The sequence below is a fragment of the Cupriavidus necator genome (assembly GCF_040578825.1).
Classification (GTDB): domain Bacteria; phylum Pseudomonadota; class Gammaproteobacteria; order Burkholderiales; family Burkholderiaceae; genus Cupriavidus; species Cupriavidus necator_E.
On record NZ_JBEFLI010000001.1, the window covers coordinates 270,889 to 286,784 of the forward strand.

A 15,896-nucleotide genomic window follows, 5' to 3' on the forward strand; every position below is an offset into this window, starting at 1 on the left:
TGGAGTGCGAACGTCTGGTAGTCTTCGAGTTGCTGCGACACCTCATAGCACTTCCCCATGGAAGTCGCTGGCGGGAGGCGGCCGATAGAATTTGCGATAGCCAATGTAGCAGCCGGCATACAGGAGCGCGATGCCTTCACAAGCGGCCAGATTCGTGTGTTTGCGAAATGGGGCCATATAGGCGAGTTCGATGGATTCGGCAGGCTTCCCCAGCTGTCGTAGAAGGTGTACCAACCGAAGGCAACAATCACCAGCGCCAAGGTGGCAAGCCACCACAGTACGGAAAAAAATCGATGCTTCATTGCGGCAGGTCCGTTCGGAAGTGACACGGCTTTGACTCAAGTTGACGTAGTGAGGGAATATTACAGCTTTAATTTCCCACTGATCGCCGAGCGTTGCCGATCAGAAATCTTGGCAAAGGCGGCGCCAACCTTGTGTGGGTAACCGGGGCCTCCCCATCGCGATCGAAGGCGGCTTGGACCTGGTCGATCGAGAGCGAGCCAACTCCATAGGTGCCGCAGCGGATGGCAAGATCGTCGGAGGCAAGAAGCTCGGGAGGTTGCCGAGAGTCGACGGCCAGCGCCGCACTGCCGCCTCGGCGGGAGAGGCCAAGCGGCGTCCCGCCCGAATCGAATAGGCACTGACCGCCCGCTTCTGAAAGTTGGCTTTCAATGCCTCACCCATCATTCCGCCAGCCGGCAGCGCGAAAAAACCAAGGATTATCACTCACTACTGCAGGCAAGCTATTGCATGGCCAGTGCCCTATTGGAATGTGTTCTGACAATGAACTGCCCATGCAACCATCTATGGCCCATCGGTGCACACACGGAGTTCAAATCCCGGACGATACTCTGCGATAATAGCGATTATACGGGCCCCCGGGGCCCTGACGAAGCTGAAAGGGGCGCCTTCAGGCTATGCTTGAATGAACGCTGATCCGCGTCCCTCCCTTGAAGCCTTACCGCATCGATCGAAGAGACCGCCACCACATGACCGTCGCGACTGGAACTAAGAGCTATAGCTTGGGCACAGCACCGTGTTCTGGCGGCGGTGTCTCTTGGACAGCGGCCGAGCTTGACATCGCGATCGATGGCCCAGTCGTGAGGATCGTCTACGACGATGCGGGCAAAGCTGACATAGCCGCCCTTCTCTCCAGCGTCGCAGAGACTGAATTCGAAAAGCAGGGCGTTGCACGCATCCTCGGCAACCCCAGGGCGGTGGAAAACTGGCGCGTCGGTGAGGCCATTGCCGAGTCTTTTGTCATCGCGCATCGCGGCGGCCTCTTCCCTTGGCCAGACGGGCGCGACGAGCGAAAGGAGGGCTCCAGTCTGCCGGGTGCCGATCTAGTTGGGTTCCGCGGCGCCGCCAATGAGGCGCGCTTCGCGTTCGGTGAGGTGAAGACTTCTGGGGAAAACGTGCACCCGCCTGGGGCTATGCACGGCCGCACGGGCCTGAAGCAACAACTCGAAGACCTACGCGACAACACGACGATCCGTGATGGTCTCGTGGCGTATCTCGGGTACCGAGCAGTCACGTCCTCCTGGCAGGGTCACTACAAGAGCGCAACCAGGCGGTACCTCGCCAATCCTTCGCAGGTATACGTCTTCGGTGTCCTGATCCGGGATGTGACCCCGCATCAGGACGATCTACGCGTGCGCATCACGAAGCTATCTGTGGGCCGGCCTGATGGCACGGAGATCGAACTCTTCGCCATCTACTTGCCGAATGGCAGCATCGCCCAGCTCGGAGCAAAAGCACTGGCAGCTCGGACCAAGATCCGTGGTCAACAGGAAAAAGGAGGCGGTGAATGACCGTCTCCATGCTCGCCTTGGAGGGGCTCTCAGCACATTGGGCTGTAATGGCCATCAGCGCGGAAGACCGAGCGCGTGCGGTACGCGTCACCAATGAACGCCTTGCAAAGAATGCATTGGGAAACCTGATCGACTTCGCCTTTGCTGAGGAGTCCGGCGACGACGCGTTATTGCGCCGCGTAGCGTTGGCCTATGAGCTAGGCGCGATCGAGGGTCTTGATGCTCTCAGTCGGGCCAGCGGTGGTGACCCGGCTCTTCGAGACCAATGCAGCGCAGCAGCTTTTCGTGTCTTCGACATTCGTAGATTAGCGCCTGTCCCGGACGACACTCATGCGCGCATCCTGTTTGTCCTGCATTTGTCCGCCCTTGCCTATTGCGGCGATCGTGCAACCGATTTGCGGCGTTGGTACCAGGAAAATCCACTAGCCCTGAAGGCCCCGTCAATCGCCGATCGGCCATGGGACGAGCAGCTCCTGTTTCGCATCTTCGAGTGTTGGATCCGATTGTTCCGCAAGGATGGCTGGGACGACTTGCACGGTATCCAGGAGATCATAGCCGGTCTGCGGGAGGCGCAGAGTGAGCACGAGGCAGCCAGACTAGACAACGGATCGCCGGATGCCGATCGTGCCGTGGCGCTTCGACTAGTCGCACTCTATCATTGGGCCAAGGCGACCGAAGTGCTCGCCCAATACATGATGCAAGGCGGCTCTCCGGGTGTCTTCGCTCTGATCGACAAGCACTTCGAGCCAGCTATCGCTGCGGCAACCGCATCTGGGGATGCGCAGCATGAAGTCATACTGCGCTGGCTCCATGCCACCGCGCGCCTCATGGTCACAGGCTCGCTTTGGTGGGCTACGCGCGGTGTCAGCGCGCGTATTCCGGAGTTCGTGCACGCACTCACAACCCGCGAGCATCAAGCGATGTTCGAGCTGCTTCCGCCTCAGCGTGCCGCGCTGCTGGAGCAAGGTCTTCTCGACCAAGCAAAGACCGCCATCGTCGTGGACATGCCGACGTCCGGGGGGAAGACATTGCTCGCCCAGTTTCGCATCCTTCAAGCCCTCAATCAATTTGACGCGGTGAAGGGTTGGGTTGCCTATGTTGCGCCGACGCGGGCCCTCGCTGCTCAGATCACACGTAGACTGCGTCGCGACTTCGATCCAATCGGCCTTCGTGTCGAACAGCTAAGTGGCGCCATTGAGGTGGACGCCTTCGAGGAAGAGTTGCTCGCCGATCAAGCGCAACCGTTCCACGTACTAGTTGCTACGCCCGAGAAGCTATCGCTAGTGCTGCGAAACAAGAAGGTGGAGCGCCCGCTCGCGCTACTTGTCATGGACGAGGCCCACAACATCGAGTCTGAGTCTCGAGGATTGCGCATCGAGCTACTTCTAGCAACCACCAAACGTGATTGCTCGCAGGCTAACTTCCTGTTGCTCATGCCGTATGTCGAGAGTGCCGACACCGTTGCGCAATGGCTTGCTCAAGACGTCAATGCCGGTAAATCGATCAGTTTTGGCACCACGGCGTGGAAGCCAAATGAGCGGATCATTGGCATATACCAAGCTGAGGAAGACGACTCGAAACGCGCTGGTTGGAGACTGACCTTCGAGACGCTTTCGGCAACCGAGAAAGCACTGCAATTGCGTGGAGAGCACCGCGCCGGCGGCGTTAAGCCGCTAGACATTCCGAAGAACAAGGTTTTGTCCAACGGCAAGCAGAAGGGCCTGACGCTTCAGACGGCCGCAATGGCGTGCATTCTTTCAGGCCGGGGAACAAGCATTGCTGTTGCCAACCAGATCGACTGGGTCTGGAATATGGCTCGCCACGCCGCTGGAAGCCTGCCTGTTTTCGAAGCTGTGCCCGAAGATGTTCGGCTTGTGCAGGATTTCCTGCGCACTGAGGTTGGGAACGATTTCGAGTTGACCTCCATGCTTGACCGTGGCGTTGGCGTGCACCACGCTGGCCTTTCGGACGAGATTCGTTCTCTGATGGAGTGGCTCGCCGAGTCCGGAAGTCTTCGGGTACTGTGCGCGACGTCAACGGTGGCCCAGGGACTCAATTTCCCCGTTTCTTCAATTTTCCTGGCGTCTCATTATGTTCCGAAGGATGCGAATCGCTCTGAACCGATGTCTCCCCGGGAATTCTGGAATCTCGCAGGTCGTGCTGGGCGGCTTGGGCACGACAGTGTAGGCGTCGTTGGTCTTGCAGCTGCCAATCGACGCGAGGAGATCGTCACATTTCTGAGCACCAGCACGGGCGCACTGGCTTCCCGCCTTGTCGAGCTTCTCGACGAGTTGGAAGTGAGTGGAAGGCTAAACGACCTTGATCGGATAATCTACGCCCCTCAGTGGGAAGACTTCCGCTGCTATGTGGCGCATCTGTGGGCTGAGAAAAAGAATCTTGATGCCGTCCTAGCCGAGTCGGAGCAGCTATTGCGACAGACTTTCGGCTACACAACGCTACGAAATGACCCCGCGAAACGTGCCAAGGCCGATACCCTCCTCCAGGCAACTCAGTCCTATGCACGTAATCTGGCCGAGAATCCCGGTTTCGCTGCGCTTGCCGACTCCACTGGCTTCTCGCCGGAAGGTGTCAGGGAAGCTCTGAAGGGACTCGGCGGGCTCGAGCAAAAACTCACGACAGCAGATTGGACACCAGCGAGTCTGTTTGGCCACGCAGGAAAGATGGCTGACCTCTTTGGTGTCATGCTCAAAATTCCTCAACTTAAAAAATCTCTCGAAGAAATTGGTGGCGACGGCTTCGACCATAAGTACCTGGCCAATATCACGAAGGATTGGGTCAATGGCAAATCCTTGCAGGATATCGCTAGCAGCTACTTTCTCAAGGATGAGTCTTCTACGGCCACCGATGCCTTTACGAGTGCATGCAAGGCGCTCTATCGCTCGATCGTCAATAACGGCACGTGGGGCATCTCTGCGTTGAATCGCATGTCCGGTGTTGACTTTGAAACGTTATCCGACGCCGAACGCAGAAGTATGAATGCGTTGCCGGCCATGATCTATCACGGAGTGAAAACGGAGGAAGCCGTTCTCATGCGCATGAATGCTGCACCTCGTAGCGCAGCTGAACGGCTTGGCGAGATGTACCGGCGAGAGGCGACTGGCGAGAAGGATCGCTACTCCGTCAGCAAGGCGCGTGAATATCTGCGTAACATGTCTGCAGCCGAGTGGGCTCGGGCAGTTCCAGAAGGGGTTGCGCTGTCTGGCGAAGGGTATCGTCGAGTATGGCGTGTGCTCTCTGGTGAAGGCGCGTAGCTGGCAATATGTCCTCCACCAATCTTGAAGAGCTTCCACCCGATTTGACGGCGGAAATCCGCGAAACGGATCGCATCTCTCGGTCCTACCTTCAAGGGCTATGGTTTATCGTGCAAGACACTGCACGTGATCCCTCCTATTTCTCGAACCATTTGCTGTCATTTTTTTCGCAAGATCTGTTGCAGTCTGCAGTATCGATCGCTTCGCTCACTACAAACGGACTTCTTAACGTCGCAAAGCGCGAACTTCGTTTCCTCATTGAAGTTTCCGTGAAGATCGCAGTGGCTCAACAAGGACTCTATGTCTCAACGATAGCGGAGAAGTTGAGCGCGTTCGATAAGGATTTTAGGTCTCCCTCTATTGGCATAAAGAGAAGCATCAATCTTTATCTTCTACTGGCGTTGTTGCATAAATCCGGGTTCGGTTGGGCTGACGTTTACGCGCAACGGCTGGAACGCTGGCTCTGTTAACTTCTGACGAAGTTGCGTAGTGTCTTGGACTTTTTTCGGGACGATGCGCAAGGATAACCGACAGCAAGCCGAGCCCAAGAGGGTCTACCGCGTCAAGAACTGGGCGCAGTACAACAAGGGGCTGATAGCCCGAGGAGATGTCACGATGTGGGTCGAGGGAGCTTGCTCGTGCCGCCGGCTAAAGCCCAGTCTCCCAAGCGTGGCCACCCGCTCGTCTATACGGATGCGCTGTCCAGGGTCTGCTCGCTCTCAAGCAGGTGTTCCACCTGCCGCTGCGCGCGCTGCAAGGCTTCGCGCAGAGCTTGCGCATCCTGGCCTTCCCAACGTTGCCAGTGCCGAACTACACGACATTGAGCCGCCGCGCGCAGAATCTGAACGTCGTGCTGCCCGTCTCGCGTACCGGCGAGCCGCTGCATCTGGTGATCGATAGCACTGGGCTGAAGCTTTACGGCGAAGGCGAGTGGAAGGTTCGCAAGCACGGTTGGTCCAAGCGACGGACCTGGCGCAAGGTCCATCTCGCCATGGACGCGAACACCGGCCAAATCTGTGCTGCACTGATGACCCACCAGGACGTTGGCGATGGCGAAGTGTTGGCCGACCTGCTCGATCAGATCCCTGCTGATACGCCGATCGATCCCATCGGAGGCGACGGCGCTTACGACAGTAAGCCATGCCACGCGGAGATTGCCGCGCGAGGTGCACAGCCCTCGATTCCACCACGCGATGGAGCGAAGCCTTGGTCTGAAAGTACGCCGGGCGCAGCCTGGCGTAACCAGGCCATCAATGTCATCGAGAAGAGCAGTCGACACGAATGGAAAGCCACCAGCGGCTACCACCGGCGCTCGCTGGCCGAGACCCTGATGTTCCGCCTCAAGACGCTGACGGGACACAGTCTGTGGGCACGCGAAATCGGGTCGCAGGCCACCGAAGTGGCCATCCGTGCGGGTGTGCTCAACCGCATGGTCGCGCTCGCTCGCCCGCAATCCGTCCGCATCGACTGAGTTCAGCATCACCGAGGAGCCTCTGTTTTCAATCTCGATTTATGCAACAACGCCTCTTCTACCTGAACCTTGCCGAGCTTCGTTTGATGAAGAAGTCGGCCGCCTCTACGGCTTAACCTCAAACTACGTCCATCTTAGTCCGATTCAGATTTTGCACTCGATCACAGCGTTCGAAAATGGCGCTTCCTCGGGCAGGGAACGCCCCCTCAGATGTGCAGAACCTGAACCGCCTCGTTGAGCGTTGCATGGCAGCATCGATGGTCCTTCTCTTTCATAGTGTACCGAGCCATGTTGCGGGTGAGTGGTTAGTAGAGCGCGATGGATCGAGCGCGAACTGGTATTTCATGAAATCGCGTTTCATCGCCGGGATGGACGCAAATTTCGACTACAAGTCCGAGCGACAGGACCGTCTGACAGAAATCCAGTATGCGCGAGCGGCGGCAATCATGTTCTAGAACTTCAGTGGACCGAAAAGTAGGCGTCGCGCCGGAACTATACAGAAGGTCCACGCCACCCGCACCTACGATCTGGTCTGCTGATTTATGCAAGTTCTCCGGTTCGTTCAAATACTGGACACGGGAGAGGAGTCTCGGCAACCAGCTTGGGGCCATCGTACTTTCCGTGAAAAAAATGGCGGTTGCGGACCACAGACCCGCCTGTAGCAAGGCTTTCCCCCGCAATAAATCACGCTGCCGGAGCATTTGTAAGCTATTGATGGATAAACCCTTTTCTGTGCATACCGCCAGAAAATGCACGGAAAGTACGATGACCCCTTCACGTAGCACATGGGAGGCGCGCAAGTTCTTGGGGAGCCCAACAGATACGGTGAAAAATGCAGACGCGGCAACAAAGATGAGACTCGATACTATCTAGCTGGCATCGCGATGAGCGCATCCCATGCAAGTCGGCATGTTCACAGTGCTGCGGGTCTCCCGAAATGGTGAAGGCATTCGCAACTCGGTCGAATTGCCCCTCTGCGCCAGCGACTCCTAATCTGCGAGCTGGCGGAAAGCTATGAAAGTCGCAAGTCGGACCAAAGGGGCTGACTGCCTTGTAGAACCAATCTTGGCCAGTGATAATCAAATACTCATTCTCAGCGTTACGCTCGCCAGTTCTGCGGGCGAGTTGAGGCCGCAATGGCGTCGCTGCGGCGGCGAGCGCCTCAGTTGAATCTATAGCGGCGGCAAACGCCTGAGCAATCTCGGGCTCGCGAATCGTGATCGGATACTGCTCGACCGGTAAAGCCGTGAGCTCCGTACGCCCGAGGGCCCCCAGAACACGCCGTTCGTAGGAATTGCCCTGATCGATAAGCCTGGTCAGGAAGGCCTCAATACCGTCGGCGTCGCGCGGCTCCTCAGCTGGCACTCCGTAGTAGTCCACGGCAGCAAATGCCCGATCATCAGTAATCAGCACAATAGCGGGATAGACGGAGCGCGTCGGATACTGTCCTCGTACGCCACCGCTCATCCGGGTAGCCACCACCACGCCACGATAGACCGCTTCCACGGCAGACGGATCGAGAACCTCCAGAATTTCCTGGAGCGTCAACGTGAGAGGAAGAGTGTCTGTGAGGCGCCTCCGCGCGAGCAGCCGGTAAATCTGCGAATGTCGATCGACAATCTCAGCCAGCGACGTGTAGCAATGGATTCCGCCAGGCCCAGGCGCTCCATCGTCGACGAAACAGGCGAGCGGGTCGGCGAAGATAATCAGCCATCGTCCTGCAGTTATCGCCACGCGCCGCAGCGTCGTCCGTTGTAGCAGACCTAACGAACGCACGTAGGTTTGCAAATCAGAAAGCCATTCGGCCCATTGCGCCAGCACTGCGGTTGGCCGGGATCCTGATTTCAGGATCCCGAGTGCCTCGCTAATCAGGACGGCCATCTCCTCGCCCGAGACATCCGGCGCACGCGGCGGTCGAGGTGCGTTTGCGTCGGCACCCTTGGCTTCCACGAGCAGGGTCGGAGCCCGCCGCTGATTGAGTCCCAGGTAATCGAAGTAAAGCCGGTCGCCGTTCTCTGCCCAGCTGCGCGCCTCTTCCGTAAGCTGGCGCGGGTCGTCGGGATCCCAGCCCAGCGCCCGAAGCATTGGATCGATGAGGAAACGGCGGGTCGGCCGTTCCAGCATGCTCTCGATATCGAGGCCATTCGGAACCGTCCCCGCTTCGACACTTGCAGCGACATCGGCCCTGATGATCGTCTCTTCCTGCTGGAACCGCACAAATGCATCCCGAAGCGCAGTTCCGAAGCTGTCGATCCTGGCAGTCTCGCTCATCGCAGGAGGTCCGGAAGTTCAAAGAGGAGCTTTAGTGCTTCCGGCCAGCCCGCGGAAGAAAAGAGCTCTAGCACGTGGACGAGCTCTTGTCGACGGCCTTGGTCTTCGAAGACGTCCCGGTGATCCGCAAGGTAACGACGAACTAACTTTACCAAGCTATCCAAGCCGAGAGGCTCAAACTGGTAGCCGTCTTCCGCTGCCGGTCCCAGGAGGACCTTAGCAAGCTTGTCAAAAACGTTTGCCGGGCCGCCCTCAACAAGGTACGCGAGTAGCTCCAGGAGGTTGTGAACGGTCCGGGCCTGGGCGTGCGTGGCGATGACGTCTAGTACGCCCCCGTAGTCCGCGAGGAAGCGTTGTTTCGCATGCGCAGTCTGGAGAGCAAGCTCACCGTCAGTGTTGGCTTGCGGCCGGAATGCGCCTGAACCGAAATACAGTTGACTGCACACCTGATCGATTAAACGATGTGCAGCTATGAACAGCGGCCGCCACACAGCCACTGTCTCTCCATCGGGGGTCCCCAATAGATGTGGGCGAGCCTCAACGATGGCCAGGACGGAGGTGCCTACTACTACGTCAAGCAGCCGTCGCCCCCGGCGGGCCATCTGCAATTGCTCGGGCTTTTGCGCCTGGTTATATGGAAAGAAGAACACCTGCCGCAAGCTGTGCAGTATGGCGTTGAGATAGACCTCACCTCGACGCAGGTCAGCAGCCCATCGTTCGATCCACTCCCACGCTTCGGCCTGCTCGTGCGCAACATAAAGAAGAGCCGTCAGATTGGCGTAGACTTCGGCGTCGCTGTCCCGCCCCGTGCGCTCATCGCCCGTAGTCTGGACCCATTTCCGCTCCAGCATTGGCGAGAAAAGACGAGCGCAGCGTTCCGGATGCTTGCGTGAAAGTCGCCCCATCGGGCCAGCAATAAAGAAGCGCAGGACACCTTGGTGAGTCTCGGAGATTGCAACTGCCGTGACTAATGCCCACATCCGCTCATGGGCCACATCCCATAACACGTTCAATGCCTGTGCGACCTGCAGTCGAACAGTCGGAACGGGATCCTGCAAGCAGGCTTGCATGCGATCGACAATATCCGGCCGCTCGGCGCCGAAACGTTGCGCCAGCGCTACGAGGCTCGACGCGGCGTAAACCCGCACGTCCCAGTTGCCCCAAGACATCTGGTCCGAAGGAGGGTCCGACGCTTCGGGATATGAACTAGCGGAGAGCCGGTCGATCAGTGCCAATAGCGCATCAATATCTGGCAGGCTGTCTGTCTTCGGGATGTATGCGGCGCTCTCCGCAATGCGTTCGACACCATTGCTAACCGCGCCCCAGCTCGCATGCACAAGTTCGGGGTGTGGCTCGGTGGCGGCTCCGGCATCGAGAGCCTCGACGAGTTCAAGAATGTCCCGCCATAGGGACGCAAGGGCCACGATGCCCTCTTTCTCCCTGCCCGCCCTTATTCGGTCCTCCACCTTACGGCTGGCAGCACGGATTTCACGGTCGGGGCTGCGCTCCAAGTCCGCGCCCCCAATCCGCAGCACGCTATCAACAATACTTTCCTCGGAGCCCCTCTCGAAGGTCATGCTCATGAAGGGCCGATTGCCAATGAGGTCGCCCGCCGCTTCCATCTGTGCACGTAACGCCTGCATTTCCGGCGTTGCCAATTGATCTGACGGGATGCTTGAGAGGAATCTCGCAATGACCGATCGCCACCAACTACTTTCTCGGCCTGACGGGAAGAGCCCTTCGGCTAGCGCCAAGGTCTCGAATGCCTCTCTGCGCTCTAAGGATTCTGTGCCATATGCGGCAGCCAGGAAGATGACAGCGTCGCGGGCAAGCCCCTGGAGCGCGACGAAATGCGGATTACTGACAAGTGGCCAAAGCAGGTCCGCAGCTATAGCGGGATGATCTGCCGCAACTCCTAGAATGCGGGCCCAGACGGCCGCATTCGTAGGAAGTTCGAGCGCCGTCGCCACCGCATCACGGAACGCTTCGCGAGGGCAGGATCTGAGGAACTCCACGAAGGCCTTTAGCGGCCCCTCTTCGCGCACGTCCTCCTCACGCCAGTCCTGCAACGAAAGGTAATCATCTACCACTTGGACGGCGGGGCGCCCCGGAATTTCAATCACCGTTGGTTGCCTGCGCTCCTCGAGCGAATGGAGCCTCTCCGACTCCAAGCCCCGAGCTGCTCCAACAACAGCTGCGGTACCTCCAGCGCTGTCAGATTCAAGGAAAGTCTTTAGAGACTGATTCAAGTGCCAGCGCGCGTGCTGATAGTCTTGCCGGTGCGTGGAGGTCAGCGGAAGAATACGGCTAGCCGCTCCGCCAACCCATGTTTGCCCCTCGTCCGTGACGTCCCTTGTGAAAATCGTCTCGTAGATGCGGGCGACGAAGCCTGGGTCATGCGGAATAATTGATGAGACTCCCTCCGCCAGCCAAGGCGCCTCCTGCGAGGCGTGTCTGTCGAAGCGGTCGCTGAGGATCCGCTCTAGCAAGGCTCGAGAAGCAGCCGGATCGGATCGATAAGATTTTGCGACAAACCGGATGCCAGCTGTCGTGAGTGGTGGCCTTTCAGGATTTAATGACCATGCGCTACGAAGAAGAGCACGTGCGGCTTCTCCAAACGCCGCCATCACTTCGATGTCGCTGAGATCAGCTTTATCGGCCAGCGTCATGAGCAGGACACGCGCCGCGTCGGAGAGGTACGGATCGGCGCTTTTGGCAGCCGCAATTGCCACTCCCGCCCAAGCCAATGACGCGGGACCCGAGAGGACCTTCTGCTCTGCTATCGCCATACCGGCGAATCGTGCCAGCTGTGCCAGCATCCTTGAGACCGCGTCGCCGCTGCTTGCTGTGCCAATGATCGCGAGGAGACCATCTACGTCTGCCTCATTCTCAACTTGCTCGGCGGCTGTGCGCAGTGCGATGCTAATGACAACCGGATCATGCTTCGGCAATGCAGCTAGGTCAGCCAAAAAGCGCCAAGTTGCGGCTCTGCCCGTTGCATCGTCTTGCCAGAGCCTCTCGAGAGCGAACCGAAGCGCAGGTCCCAGTAGCAGGCCAATCGACGATTCGCCTGCAAGCTGTCCGCGCAGTGCCTGCGTGTCGTCCCAGCTTAGGTAAAAGCGGCCGGCAATATGGTCAAACAATACGTGGTGGGCAAACGCCACGCGGTCACCAGCCGCGACGAGGACTCCCGCTTTGCGAACCTCGTCCACAGCATCGCTGTCGATGTCCACGGACCTGACGGTTAGTTGACGGCGACGTACCATAAGAGTCACGGCCGCTTTCACAGCCCGTTGCAATGTCTGGCTCGGCAGTCGAATGTCCTCGTACCGCTCGATAAGCTCCGATTGAGTCCCGACCGTTCGTATCGATTGGGCTTCGACGCCGGCGTCCAAAAGTTCCGCAGCCAGCGAGAGATTAAAAACGTTACGCAGCAGGTCACGAAGCTTCTGGGGCGCTGTTCTTTCCAGGTCGCTAAGTGAAGGGGATGCCGCCGACACCGCAGCGAGTTCCCCGGACGACAGACGCGGCACGCGGAAGTGCCGCACGTTGGCCATGCCCTCTTCGACAAAGCTTGCTATTGGAGGCGCGCCGGGCATAATCTCGCGGAAACGTTGACCGTTGCGCAAATCGAAGCTACGAATAGACGCGATAATGGACCACCGGGCTCCGACCTTCCGCACCGCATCTGCAATGAAGCCTGCAATCACAGGCTCGGATGGCCCGCCACGCGAGGCATCTAGTGCATCAACTATCAACACGCCCGGCTCGATTCCCGGCCAGGCGGCCAGAACCTCGATCAGATCGTGGTCTAGATTCAATTCGGTGCGGAAATCGCTTTGCTTGTTGAAACTGGAAAAGCGTTCGACAGACAGGAACACTAGCGGTCCGGAGCCCTTCGCCATGTGCTCTGCAAGGGTCAACAGAATTCCGGTCTTTCCAGCCCCTGGTTCGCCAGTGACTAGCAGGCTGCCCCCTTCGACTGCAGTCAATAGCGAATCCATACAGTCGCGTTGAATGGGGATTCCGTCGCCTAGAGGTAAGCGAGTATGCTTTTGCAGACGCGCTCGCTCGCTATCGGAATATGCTCCTAGTGCCGCTATGTCTGCGTCGTAACCCGGTGCAGCGAGGTCAACGTACCCCTCTCCCCGCAGAGCACGTAACAGGGGTCATGCCAAGATATGGGAATCCGCGATCATAAGCCTTGAGGTTATAAAAAACGGCATAAGCATTTCCAGTAGTTATAAATGGCGGCTGGATTTCCGGCATCTCCCTCAGATAGACTGGCTGGCCCTTCAGTGATTGCCGAGATCCTGTATGGCCAGCGTCGAGCGTACCGCTTACCCGCGTTTTCCGAAGGTCTTCTCCACCAAGGAATTGCAGGCGTGCTATACGCCGGACGTCGAGGAATTGCACTGGGCTGCCCGTTCCACCCGTGGCCAGGGTCCGCGCCTTGGCTTGCTGGTGCTGCTCAAGGTCTTTCAGCAACTGCGTTACTTTCCCAACCTCGCCAGCATCCCGACAGCCGTGGTCGACCACGTACGCGCTATTGCCGGTCTCGATCCCGATATTCCGTTCGGCTATAACCGCAAGCTGTCCCCCACGCTGTACCGCCACTGCACAGCGGTACGGGAGTTTCTCGGTGTCCAGGGCTATATCGGCACGGATGCCAACGAAGTGACGATCCGCGCCGCGCGGGAAGCTGCGGAAACGATGGACCAGCCGGTGGATATCATCAACGCAACCATCGATGCGCTGATCCTGCACCAGGTCGAACTCCCGGCGTTCTCCACGCTGGACACCATCGCCGAGCAGGTCCACACCCGCACGCAGACCGCGCTGTTCCGGCGTGTGGCGCGGCGCCTGTCTGACGAGGAGCAGCAGCGGCTGGACCGTCTTCTCACCCGGGAATTCACCAACCGCCTGACCGCCTACAACAACATCAAGCGCCATGCGCGCCGCCCATCACGCAAGCATCTCAACCTACTGATTGAACACCTGACCTTGCTCGATGGTCTTGGCGATTTCTCTGGCGCAATCGCCGGCGTGCCAGCCTCGAAGCTGCGCTCCCTGGCCAGCCAGGCGATGAGCCTGGATGCGGGCAATCTACGGGAAATCCTGGCCGAGAAGCGTTACACCCTAATCGTCGCCTTGCTCAACCACATGCGCGTGCGCACCCGCGACGATCTCGCTGAAATGTTCATCCGCCGCATGGGAGCCATCCACAAGCGGGCGAAAGACGAGATGGAACGCATCCAGTCCCGCCAGCGCGCGCAGATGGAAAAGCTCGTCATGCTGCTCGATGGCGTCGTCGACATCGTTGCAGAAGGGCAGGACGATGCGCAAATCGGCCAGCGAGTGCGGCGCTTCCTCTCGCCGTCCGGCGATCTGGATGCGCTGCGCGAAAGCTGCGCCGAAGTGCGGGCCTTCAGCGGCAACAATTATCTGCCGCTGCTGTGGCGACACTTCCGGGCGCACCGCTCGGTGATGATTCGTCTGGCGCAGGTGCTGGAATGGGAGTCGACCAGCCAGTCGCGGGCGCTGCTGGCAGCGCTGGACGTGGTGCTGGAAAACGAAGCGCTTCACCGCGAGTGGATCGCCGCCGAGGTGGATATCAGCTTTGCTTCGGAGCGCTGGAGGAAACTCGTGCGTCGCCCGCGCGACCAGGGCGCACCAACCAACCGGCGCTATCTGGAACTGTGCGTGCTCTCCCACATGGTGAACGAACTGCGCTCCGGCGACCTATGCGTGGTGGGCTCCGACGCCTTCGCCGACTACCGGGTGCACTTGCTGCCTTGGCGGGAATGCGAGCGGCGCCTGCCGGAGTACTGCGCAAAGCTGGACATGCCGGCCAACGCTAAGGACTTCGTGGCCAACCTGCGTCAGTGGCTCTCCGACACCGCACGCACACTGGATAGCAGTTTTCCCGACAAGCGCCAGCATGTCACCGTCGGCCAGGACGGCGAGCCGGTGCTCAAGCGCACCGTCGCCCGCGAGATCCCGACGAGCGCGGTGGCGCTGCAGCAGGCGCTGATCCGACGCATGCCCACGCGCAACCTGCTGGACGTGCTGGCGAATATCGAGCACTGGACCCAATTCACGCGGCACTTTGGCCCGCTGTCGGGCAGCGACCCGAAGATCCGCAATGCCGCCGAGCGGTATCTGCTGACCATCTTCGCCATGGGTTGCAACTTGGGTCCCACCCAGGCCGCCCGGCACATGGGCGAGCGGGTCACGCCGCACATGATGTCCTTCGTCAACCGCCGGCACCTGAGTCTGGAGCGGCTCGAGACCGCACAACGGGAATTGATCGAGTTGTACCTGGGGCTCGACCTGCCAAAGCACTGGGGCGACGGCAAGACCGTGGCGGCCGACGGCACGCAGTACGACTTCTACGACAACAACTTGCTGGCGGGCTATCACTTCCGTTACCGCAAGATGGGCGCGGTGGCCTATCGGCATGTGGCCGACAACTACATCGCGGTGTTCCGCCATTTCATTCCACCCGGCGTGTGGGAAGCCATCTACGTGATCGAGGGGCTGCTCAAGGCAGGACTGAGCGTCGAGGCCGATACCGTACATGCTGACACCCAAGGCCAGTCTGCCGCAGTTTTTGCCTTCACTCACCTGCTTGGTATCAACCTGATGCCGCGGATTCGCAACTGGCAGGACCTTAAGCTCTACCGCGCTGAGGCCAACGTGAGATACAAACATATCGACCGGCTATTCTCGGACACGGTGGATTGGGACCTGATCGCCTTCCACTGGCAAGACCTGATGCAGGTCGCGCTGTCGATCCAGGCCGGGACGATCTCCTCGCCACTGCTGCTGCGCCGTTTTGGTTCGGAAAACCGCCGGAACCGCCTATTCCTGGCCGCACAGGAACTCGGCAAGGTCGTGCGCACCGTGTTCCTGCTCGAATGGATTGGCAGCCGCGAGCTACGTCAGGAGATCACCGCCACCACCAACAAGATGTAAGCGCCTCGCGAGGACCGTGATGGACGTTGGGCATAGGGCACGGCATGCTGTCCGCTTTGGGGATGTTTCGTTACCCAGTAACGACAAGTGGTG

Annotated in this window: 6 protein-coding genes and 2 pseudogenes; 6 read left to right on the forward strand and 2 right to left on the reverse strand. The window is 59.1% G+C overall.

What is annotated here, in order from left to right; genetic code table 11:
- Positions 1 to 1,100 precede the first annotated feature (1,100 nt).
- The 5 genes and pseudogenes from AB1I47_RS01285 (at position 1,101) to AB1I47_RS01305 (ending at position 7,009) form a co-directional block, all read left to right on the forward strand.
- Positions 1,101 to 1,811, forward strand: coding sequence for a hypothetical protein (locus AB1I47_RS01285; protein WP_354681953.1), 711 nt, complete (start codon positions 1,101 to 1,103; stop codon positions 1,809 to 1,811).
- Positions 1,808 to 5,083, forward strand: a complete 3,276-nt coding sequence (locus AB1I47_RS01290) for a DEAD/DEAH box helicase (protein ID WP_354681954.1) — start codon at positions 1,808 to 1,810, stop codon at positions 5,081 to 5,083. Before AB1I47_RS01285 ends, AB1I47_RS01290 begins: the two co-directional genes overlap by 4 nt.
- Positions 5,084 to 5,091: 8 nt before the next feature.
- Positions 5,092 to 5,553 (forward strand): hypothetical protein, encoded by a 462-nt coding sequence (locus AB1I47_RS01295; RefSeq protein WP_354681955.1) that lies wholly within the window; start codon positions 5,092 to 5,094, stop codon positions 5,551 to 5,553.
- Between the two features lie 43 nt (positions 5,554 to 5,596).
- Positions 5,597 to 6,554: pseudogene (locus tag AB1I47_RS01300) on the forward strand (IS5 family transposase).
- Positions 6,555 to 6,799: 245 nt separating this feature from the next.
- Positions 6,800 to 7,009: a hypothetical protein gene (locus AB1I47_RS01305; RefSeq protein ID WP_354681956.1), complete on the forward strand. Its 210-nt coding sequence runs from the start codon at positions 6,800 to 6,802 to the stop codon at positions 7,007 to 7,009.
- A gap of 319 nt (positions 7,010 to 7,328) precedes the next feature.
- Here the strand turns inward: AB1I47_RS01305 and AB1I47_RS01310 are convergent, their stop codons facing one another.
- Both AB1I47_RS01310 and AB1I47_RS01315 read right to left on the reverse strand, forming a co-directional pair.
- Complete coding sequence (locus AB1I47_RS01310; protein WP_354681957.1) at positions 7,329 to 8,825, reverse strand: hypothetical protein; 1,497 nt, start codon at positions 8,823 to 8,825, stop codon at positions 7,329 to 7,331.
- Positions 8,822 to 12,829, reverse strand: coding sequence for a hypothetical protein (locus tag AB1I47_RS01315; protein ID WP_354681958.1), 4,008 nt, complete (start codon positions 12,827 to 12,829; stop codon positions 8,822 to 8,824). Before AB1I47_RS01315 ends, AB1I47_RS01310 begins: the two co-directional genes overlap by 4 nt.
- 313 nt (positions 12,830 to 13,142) lie before the next feature.
- On the opposite strand from AB1I47_RS01315, the pseudogene AB1I47_RS01320 reads away from it, so the two are divergent.
- Positions 13,143 to 15,800, forward strand: a pseudogene (locus tag AB1I47_RS01320) (Tn3 family transposase); the annotation flags it as partial.
- Positions 15,801 to 15,896 lie beyond the last annotated feature (96 nt).

Bases quoted from the DNA above. Each gene is read 5' to 3' on its own strand.
- AB1I47_RS01290 (WP_354681954.1), top strand. From the start codon at position 1,808: ATGACCGTCTCCATGCTCGCCTTGGAGGGGCTCTCAGCACATTGGGCT.
- AB1I47_RS01295 (WP_354681955.1), top strand. From the start codon at position 5,092: ATGTCCTCCACCAATCTTGAAGAGCTTCCACCCGATTTGACGGCGGAA.
- AB1I47_RS01305 (WP_354681956.1), top strand. From the start codon at position 6,800: ATGGCAGCATCGATGGTCCTTCTCTTTCATAGTGTACCGAGCCATGTT.
- AB1I47_RS01310 (WP_354681957.1), bottom strand. From the start codon at position 8,825: ATGAGCGAGACTGCCAGGATCGACAGCTTCGGAACTGCGCTTCGGGAT.
- AB1I47_RS01315 (WP_354681958.1), bottom strand. From the start codon at position 12,829: ATGGATTCGCTATTGACTGCAGTCGAAGGGGGCAGCCTGCTAGTCACT.